At 36.0% G+C, this 9,684-nt stretch carries 5 protein-coding genes; all 5 read right to left on the reverse strand.

The window, feature by feature from the left end; all coding sequences use genetic code 11:
- Window positions 1-100 precede the first annotated feature (100 nt).
- Window positions 101-2,362 carry a hypothetical protein gene (locus ACFO3G_RS05005; protein ID WP_380078560.1) on the reverse strand — a complete coding sequence of 754 codons (2,262 nt, stop codon included), beginning with the start codon at window positions 2,360-2,362 and terminating at the stop codon, window positions 101-103.
- A 12-nt stretch (window positions 2,363-2,374) separates the two neighbouring features.
- Entirely contained in the window at window positions 2,375-4,675 is a 2,301-nt protein-coding gene (fimD, locus tag ACFO3G_RS05010; protein WP_465254278.1) for a fimbrial tip adhesin FimD, read from the reverse strand.
- A 1-nt stretch (window position 4,676) separates the two neighbouring features.
- The gene (locus ACFO3G_RS05015) at window positions 4,677-6,176 is read right to left on the reverse strand and encodes a fimbrial protein (RefSeq protein ID WP_380078564.1); all 1,500 of its coding nucleotides are present in this window, start codon (window positions 6,174-6,176) and stop codon (window positions 4,677-4,679) included.
- A 1-nt stretch (window position 6,177) separates the two neighbouring features.
- Window positions 6,178-7,155 carry a FimB/Mfa2 family fimbrial subunit gene (locus ACFO3G_RS05020; protein ID WP_380078566.1) on the reverse strand — a complete coding sequence of 326 codons (978 nt, stop codon included), beginning with the start codon at window positions 7,153-7,155 and terminating at the stop codon, window positions 6,178-6,180.
- 564 nt (window positions 7,156-7,719) lie between these two features.
- On the reverse strand, window positions 7,720-9,468 hold the full coding sequence (locus ACFO3G_RS05025) for an Mfa1 family fimbria major subunit (protein ID WP_380078568.1): 1,749 nt from the start codon (window positions 9,466-9,468) through the stop codon (window positions 7,720-7,722).
- Window positions 9,469-9,684: the final 216 nt, after the last annotated feature.

The following is a 9,684-nucleotide window of genomic DNA, read 5'->3' on the forward strand; positions in this document are numbered from 1 at the left end:
ACCCCTTTAATACCCTCGCTTTTTGATTAGGGGGGGCTTATCTTGTAAAAATGAAATGCTCAACCGCATAAATTCAGCGATTGAGCATCATTAATATGTCCTATGAAACTTTTATCGGACAGCAATAGTTCACATTACCGTTTTTTTGCATCCTTATATAGTGAGAAGTTCTCAAACTCTTAATAGAAACTTTGGCACTATAAGTCCCGTTGTTATCTGTAATTGCAATTATCTCATTGTCAGGATAATGAGACGGGACAGTCACTTTATATCTTGACGGAGAATCTCCTACAAAACTTATCCCATCAGCAGTTGTCACAAGATTCTTGCCATAGAAATATGCATAGGCATCACCTACAAGTATATATCCTTCGTATGTCTCATCAAAAGAATTTAAAATGATAGTCGAATTTGAAGAGAGCGTATTAGGTATACGCTGAGTTTTATAAGAGCTTCCATCCTTTAATTTTGCATAAAAGGTTACCTCTCTCTCAATATCATTCCTTAAGACATCAAACACATATTTTCCATGCTCAAGAAGACGAAAATTGTTCCTTGTTGATACCGGATAAGCTAAAATAGAAGAAGACAATGGTACGATTGTTAGTTTAGAATCTTTTATATAATTCAATTCACCCGAATAATGTACAAGATTATCACCTCCTAATGTATTTGGCAGCTCAAGTGGAACAGTTTCAAAATAATCAGACTCAAGATAGACTATCTCTGTCTTATTGGGCATATTTCTCTTGAAATGCAGTGTATAATCACCCGGTTGCCGGACTGTAAACACAAAATAATACTTACCATTGCCGGACTCCTCGATGTACATATTCTGATCCGTATTTAAAGGATTTAAAAACTTAGACTCTACACGCATCTTAAATGGATATAAAGTCTTATCCAATGCATTAGCAGAAATAGTAAATTTAATATCAACTGGACTATTCACGTCTGTACCACGAGAAATAATTTTCGGAGTCGTTCGGTAGTTTCGTTTATGAGATAAGAAAACCTTAATGTAACGGACCATCGGCCCGACACTTATTTTTATTTCGCTATAGAAAACCCCTCCAATAGAAGGAAGCTTTGATCCTGAGACTGCATTCACCTGACCCTTTATCAGATTGGAACTTTTCTGTAGAATACTATTCGTAAGCCCCGGGCGTACAGCTGTCTCTGTAGGATTATGATTCACCAGTTCAACTTTAGGTTCATAATCACTTTGAAATGTACCGCTAACAGGTTTGAACGTATAATTAATCTCAAAGTCCTTATTTGTCTCTGTGAAGAAAAAAGAAATATGGTCTACTTCAAAATCATATCGTCCGTCGCTGATTTTTGTATAATCCTGGAGAAGAGTCGATAGATCATCTTCTGAAGCCGGTAAATTGCGTTTAGCTTCTTCTATCGTAGAATAGCCTTTCTTCAGGACACTCTTAATCTTAATTATATACTTATGATTACGTATGATAGAGAGTGGAATCTGATTCTTTGTATCAACAAGACCAATTTTATAATAACAAGTCTGATTATCAAAAAGAGCTTTCAAAATGATGTAGAATACCTTATCAGGCTTCACCGCATGCTTCTTATCAAATAGAAGAGAAGTCTCATTCATTTGTTTGAAGGTTGGATTGTCACCCATAGAAATATAATTTCTATTTGCCGGCTCAGTTGGAAAACCCGGACTAAAAGTTTTGGTAGTAGGATCGAATGGAGCTAATGTTCCTTTTTCCGGAACATTATTAAGGGCATATCCCAAAAACTTGACACTATGGCCGGGATGTGTTACCTCAGCCAAATCAAAAGATAAAGCAGCACGATTTCGAATCAAGTTTACTTTGTCCAAAGTATATACCTTCTTGTTGTCTACAACTTGAAAAGATCTGCTTTGTGTGTCAAGTTCAACTCTCTGCCAAAAGACTTCACAGTCAAAAGGTCCAATCTTGGGTATTATCTCTCCTTCACTTTTGCCTATGGCCCATGATGACAATGACTCACCCAGTTCGTCACAAACAGTACCGGAATAACCGATAAAATGTAATATAACCTTATTGTGAATAACAGGTACATCTGACAAATAAAACTCATTTTTAGATGGATCTAATGTTGCAAAATCCGAAGAATAAAGAATCCCTTTATCGTCAAATACTAAAACATAAATCTTATCAATTGTTCCGGAAGTTGCCATACCTTCAGATGATCTAAATTGAGTCGGAAGCTCAGATGCAGAGAATCTAACCATAATAGATTGAGAAGGCTTGATTGCAACATCATCAAATTTATCATCCAAACAACTTGAAGACAATATAGCCACTAAGAAAATCACTATGATTTGGATAAATCTTATTCGTCTCATACAGAATTGATATTAATAGACATCATGAACACATCTTACACCCGCCATATCTTGGAATTTATAGATAGTATATCTATGACTTCCCCAGTCACCTTTGCGTACGTAATAATAACCTTGATACATTGTATAAGTAATATTACCATCTTGCTCAATGAAGGAATCAAAGTCATAGGTAAAAGCAAAAGAAAAATAATTGCTATTGTAATAATCATCACGTACCCAAGGTTCTCTCATAGAATGGACACCTTCGTCGCTATAGATATCACTAATTTCATATGTATTGGTCGGAAGGAACCGATAATAAGCATACTTCTCTGCAGACCAATATGCTCTCCCCATAAGCAAAGACTTAACAGCACTATTTGGGTCATCCTGTATACGGTCAATAAACCTCAGCTCTGCAAGCGTTGGCAAACGCCATGTACCCGGAGGATACCCACCTTCACCATATTTGGCACATCTCTCCTCTGCACTTCTACAAAATTTATACGTAAAACCATCTATAACTTCAGTACCTTCATAATTATCCTGAGTTTGACTATACCTCCTTTGATCATACATGGTGAGATCAGAATAAATACCACGTTGCGAGGCGATAACGAAGTCAGGTGAGATCAGCTTGTTTGACTCTGCATCCGTTTTAGTCCTAATGATTCCATCTTTATCCACATAAGTTGGGTCTCCAGTTCTGTAAACAGAAGGAGTTAAGGTTCTTACTCTAAAAATATTGAAGTTAGTTTGTCCGGTAGAAAAAGTTCTATCTGAGTAAAAAACATCCGGATACAATCCATCCGGCTCGGATGCAACACCTGAAACATATTGTGGTGGATATTGCACAAAACGCACAAATTCTTGCAATCCACCTTCATCCTCAAACACAGCATTGAAATATTTAGGTGCATAGTTCTTAAGAATCTTGCATTTTACCTCTATCTTCTTTGTATAATTGTTTACCTTAATTTCCGGATATCCATCTTCTCCTTTTCTGATGGTAATGGTTTCTTTCTTGCCACCTTTTTCGTTTACAACATTATAAGGGATATACCTTTCATATGTAACTGTTCCAATCTCTTTTAGATGAACATTGCGTGTAGCGACAAAATCAATTTGATAGTCTTCGACATTTGCCAAATGAACATCATGTTCTTTAACGACAAAGTAATTTGCATCAAGTATATTATAGTCAAGATTGTCCACAGTCCATTCCTTGATGGAATATGACCCTTTGACTTCTATCATATCTTCAATAGTTGGTGCCACCTCTTCTATAACAGGCTTAATATCATAGAGTACATTACTTTCAATAGACATGATCTGATTGTCCGTAGGATTGGCTGAAGTTGAGACTGACAACCTAAAATACCTTCGTGTAGGCGTTTCATTAGAACCTTTTGGTCGAACATAGATACAATAAACAGTCTCAAAAGCAAACGGACCGTGTCCCATGTCGTAGTATTTCTGACCTTCACCCCATCTAAAAGGATAAGAGTAATAAATGATAGGCTGTTTACTGCTATCAAAAGAACTCAAATTATCTCCCATAATAGCAATCGAGGACCTGTATTGATCAAAATCATCCGGTTCATAGAATCCATCAACTTTTAGAAAAGTCTTGTTACAGACACCGGATATCATAACACATATTGGATGTTTGTCATCAATTACAATCTGATAATCATCTCCCCTACTATCCTTCAAATAACCATCCTTTGGCAAAACAGGATAATTGAAGCGAAACTTTGCTGCCAATCTTGTCAAATTAATTGCGTGATTCAGACGAATAGTCTTGACGTTAGAGAAATCTAATTTTTGCTCTATGCTCCCAATCATCACAAAACGATCTTGTCGAGTATTTGTATTAAAACTCCCGGCAAAAACAAGTTTGCTCAAATCATCGTAATTCGTAATATTAGCACTTACATCACAATTCGCTACCATCAAGACTCGATATGAGCCTCCATACAACTGTCGAGCTTCATTGTAAGGGACTTTGAGAAGATAATTTGCTTCTGTCTTTTTTGTGACTTCGTTGGGATCAAAACGCTTGATCAATTCACCATCACTCTTGAAGATAAAAAACGTGCAATTATCAATTCTATTTTCATTTCTATCGTCTTTGCCATTTTCAGTTTGTGCCTCAGCTCTCATTTTGGTATAACTATCCGAATTGAGGCCATCTCTTCTGCCTATGTTAACCTTGACAAATAGTTCATATCCATCTGATTCCACCTCATCTGTCTTCATAACACATGAGGGTGTAATTAGAATCACAAAGAACAAGCATAATAAATATGTGATATATTGCTTTTTCATATCAAAATATTTGCTCAATCATTAGTCGATTTCCAGGTCCGAACAAAACAAACTTACGTCCATCCTTTTCTAACTCAAACGGAATCTCTTCGTAATTAACATTAAAATAAAGCTCTGTCTTATAGTTTCTATCATCGTCAAGACAACTAATTTCCACATTGGTATACGGTTCGTTTTCTGTCACACCAAACACAAACTGCGAAGGAGTGTCAATTGCAAAATACGCCCCGTTGCTAATAGTTGACACAAAGAAACTTGAATTTGGACCAATCAACTTTACCGGAATTACAGCTTTCTCACCTGTATATATTTGGATCACCGGACGATTGTCATGAACAACCAATCTTGGTTTGATATGCTCATAATCTATTATCATCCTATTCCTCATATAGGTCTTATCATTAATTGTATGAAGATTCCACGGCAAAACATTTACAGATACATCTATATCTCTATCTTGAGAAGGAATATTGATATCGAACATATAATTATTATTCCTTACTATATCGAATTTGGCATCTGCTTTTTTTGCTGCAGCTAGATAATCTCCACTTTTGGGTCCATTGAAAAGGATCGGTATAAGATATTCTCGACCACTTTCCATTTGTATTTGTATATATGTAATGGTCTCATGCTGTTTATCTTCCCACTTTGCTTGGGTATAGATATGTTCCGGTATATAGCAAACCAATATGTTTTGCTCCTTTGAGAAAGGGATTGATATATCCTTAGTAGAACGTTGATTCTGAGAAGGTAAAACCTCTTGAAGGGTATAATGATTCAATGCATTTCTACATTTGATTGTTTTAATCTGACTAAGACCATCTCCTTTTAAATTCAATGTAATTTTTGCCAAGGCCCTGACTAATCTGATTTCATCCTGAGACGAAGCAGAGTTGAAATCATTTCCATAGCTACTGATAGGAGCAAGTGGCTTTACGCTTTCCACAAGCGGTCTGAAAGGTGTTGGATTTGCAAATGAGGATCCCCCCTTAACGATTGATTGATTCAGGAAGACCCGAGCCATTGGAAATCCCTTAAAATTAATGCTTTGACTACTACCTAATTGATAAGCAGATGCTAATCGTAATTTATTCAAATACGCATTAGCCTCATTCCTATTATTAAAAGAAAGGTCATCAATCTGATTCGCTATAATATATACATCATAAGTACCGGGATTTACAGCCAAAGGAAATGACAAAACATCGGAGTTTTTCTGGACAACTACACGACCATCCCCATGATCAAACAATCCAACATACAACTTTGTCACCTTGTCTTCGAAATCAGTCAAGTCAGCATTAGCCGAAGGATTATCGCCTTGAGCTCTCATAGAAGATGTTTGGATGGAAAATTTGACATAGATAGTCTCATCCTTTTCAACAATAGCGTCATCCAATCCCCTCTTTTGACAAGAAAGAGTCAAAACTCCAACCATAAGCAACAAGAATATAAGTAGGAGATTTTGGATACGAGTCATATTAGAAAAATATCTCATACTACAAATCTGTTTGATAACTATGAATTTGCCAGTCATCTATATATATTGCCCAGCACACATAAGAATGACAATCAAGACACTTATCCTTTATCACAAATTTTATATTGAAGTCGTGAAGACAATTCAAGTTGATATTCGGATTTTTCAACAGAATACTTCCTATAAGATCTCCGTTCCAAACCACTTTACCATCCTTTTGATTGACAATAGTAATCTCATTGTTACGACCATATTCAAGAGGCAACATTACAAACTTTGATATCAACTTATTGGTAGTAAATTCATCAATCGACGGATATGCCAATTGAGGTAAATTAGGTCTAATCGAACCATCAAGATTTAAAGAATAGTTGGATGATCCAATCTCAACTCTAAAATCTTGAGGTTTTACATCTTTGAGTACAGACTCATGAAGCTCGACTTCAACATTGATCCTATTGGTCTGCTCCAAGAGATTAACTGAGGTATGAATAAAGTCGACCGAACCTTTTTCTTTTAAAGATTTAAGTTCTGCCACAGGACTAGATCCACTCCACACTTTTCGATTTCCAACATTGAGTACAGTCGCTCCCTTTGATTTCAGAGTCATGTACACGTCCTGCTTGGTAGACTTATTTATACGTAAATCAGAAAGATCAAAAAGATTCTTATCCAAATTTCCGGCCCATGCAACAAAAGTGTAATATCCTGGTTTTAGATACATCAAAAGTTCGTAATCTTTCGACAAATTCGGATTGTGACGAGCATCGACAGCTACAAGCTGATCCTTGCTATCAAAAGCAAAAAGATACAAGTCCTGTACAACACCCGGATAAGAGGAGTCTTGAGCACACTCTGTTTTGCTATAAAAGCTGACATATACCCCTTGTGGACAATTGCTCAAATCATCGAAAATAAGAGAATCACAAGATGACAACACCATAATAAGAGGCAAAACAAACGTCAAATAGATATATCTTAATCTTACTAATTTCATACAAGTATTACTGCTATAGGAAGCCTTTAATAGACTATCCAAATGATTGATAGCCATTGCGACATATTTTTTACTTAGAGAATTATATCCATAACAAGCAACTGCTCAGATTAGACCATCAATAGTAATCGGATCCAATTAAGATTGAGAGATTCCTTGAAAATTATTTATGCTTACTTTTATTTCAAACCAAAGCCATTTGGAATGCTCTCTCCTTTTTTAGGCTCAAAAACTTCTCTAAATACAATTCATATAGATTGGTAAGGAATGATCGGAAGGAAAAACACTCCGCATACTCCGACCACTCCTGTACATTGCCATCGATAAAAGTTCTAAACATTATTAGTAGAGTTCAATGGCTAAACTTATTTATCCCAAATATGTCGGTAGAAAGAGATAGTATTTATAATCTTATTTTTAACTGATATGGCGTGATATAAGACCGCAAGTCAGAGGATAAAACAATCCGGTTAAGACCATAAAGTCATCTCTCAACTATCTAAATCGTCTGATTACAGATCGTTATATTCTAAAGGCACTATTGGGATAATTAGAAATGAAAGATTAGAAACCCAAATCAATCTTATAAGAATGTAATTGCCATGGAAGAACAGTAACACTTACAGACATATAGGTTTCTTGATTAGACAATGGATCATCCGGCTTGATTGGATTGTCCTTTGGATCATTACCCTCTTCATTTGGATTAGGATCCGGATTATTTGGGTTGTTGTACTCTGTACTTCCATCAGGAACCGGTACAAGAGGATTCCAATTGACACCAATTGTCTTGAAACTATTAATATGAACGTGGTAAATGTTATTTCTTACAACAGGAGAATTGAGCCATTGAGTTGGTTCAGGTTTATCCGGATTAAGCCAAGCAAAGTAAAGAACTTTGTTATTGATATACTTATTGGTTTTCATACCATTGACACCACCACACTTCGGATCACGTGCTGTATTGGGTGAACGATAAAACTTACCATTGGTTCCTACATAGAAAGGCTCTCCTTCTTTATACTTTTTAACACGGTGAGTATTCTGATCACATACGGTCTTATCGTTATAGTCAAGATCGGTTGGAACAAGTTCTACATCATTATCTTCAAAAGCTTCCGGTTTTGGAACAAACTTAGCACGAATCAATACATAAGCTGTATTGCCTTTTTTATACTTTGAATCAGTTGTTGTTTTCCCAAAATCATGAGTATTTGGAAGAATAAATTGCCCTGATAGCTTATTCTGTAACTCAGCTGTAACCTTATCCTTTGTATTTACATCATAATCTTTTATTGTTGGAACAGGCACTCCATTTATTTTATCTTTCCCATCATAGTCCACCCACAACGGTGTGTAATCATAGTATTTTGCAGCAGTATTAAAATTGTTAGATGGGACAAATTCACTACCTGGAGTCAAGAAGGTATTATTAGAAGTACCTTTATTCTTAGAAAGGAAGACTTTACGTTCTCCCTGAGCAACAACCCATTTTACATCCGAAATTGTAGCATAAGTATCGCCTTTTGCTACAGACCCTAATTTGATTGGAGCATTGACAGTAAAGGAAGCATCCTCTTTTATGGTCACCATTACTCTTGCGACAGCTCTTTCAACGCTTATTACAGCCTGGTTTTCAGGACCTTGAATAGCTTTGTTCTCAGAAATATTCGCCTTTATAGTAAGAGGCTGTGATGGTTCAAAAGCGGTCATTAATATAGTCTCATTGTCAGTTGAGTTTTTCTTAGCAATCTTTCCTGCTGCAGTATTGTCTTGTTCAACTTTTGCCTTAGCTACCGCATTCTGCTGAGTAAGAAGTTCGATAGCTTCTTTATACTTGATTTCGAAGTCACTGGCTGTTGCTGAAGCTAATAAGTCTTTAGCCTTGTTTTGTATATCATTTATAATGACATAGACCTTCACTTCTTTACCAGCAAGAGCACCGACTTTTATACCTTTCTTTGGTGTCAAAAGCACCTTATTTGACCCATCTGTAGCTGGAGTCGGCTCATTGTAATAATAGTCTGAGAAATTCAATGCTTCTTGTTTCTCAATTGGTTCTGAAGATACAGTCGGAACCATATAGATACTGATCTTCTCGATTTTGTCCTTTCCAGCCCACTGACCTACATAGTTATAGTCCGGATTAGCCTTATCCTGCCCATCAGCATTGGCTCTCAAACCACCCGGCATAGTCAATTTGACTGCCATATACGATCTCACTGCCGAATCCTGCGTTTCTTCAAGATTCGCATCCTTTGTACAGCCTACAAGTCCTAGACCCATAGCTGCTAAAAGTAATAACTTTTTCATTTAACTTTTTTATTAAATAATCAACTGTATAGTGTTCTAACGTCTTAGAAGCTGTTTAAATTTAATTGAAAAACAATCTTATATAAGGCGTTAATATATTGAATATCAGTAGGTTAGTTGATTTATTATTTGTAACTTTATGATTATCAAACAATTAAAGTTATGGAGCAATATTCAACCAACCTGACTGATAAACAGTGGCAAGTTATCGAAAAA

The sequence above is a fragment of the Falsiporphyromonas endometrii genome (genome assembly GCF_042654485.1).
GTDB lineage: Bacteria > Bacteroidota > Bacteroidia > Bacteroidales > Porphyromonadaceae > Porphyromonas > Porphyromonas endometrii.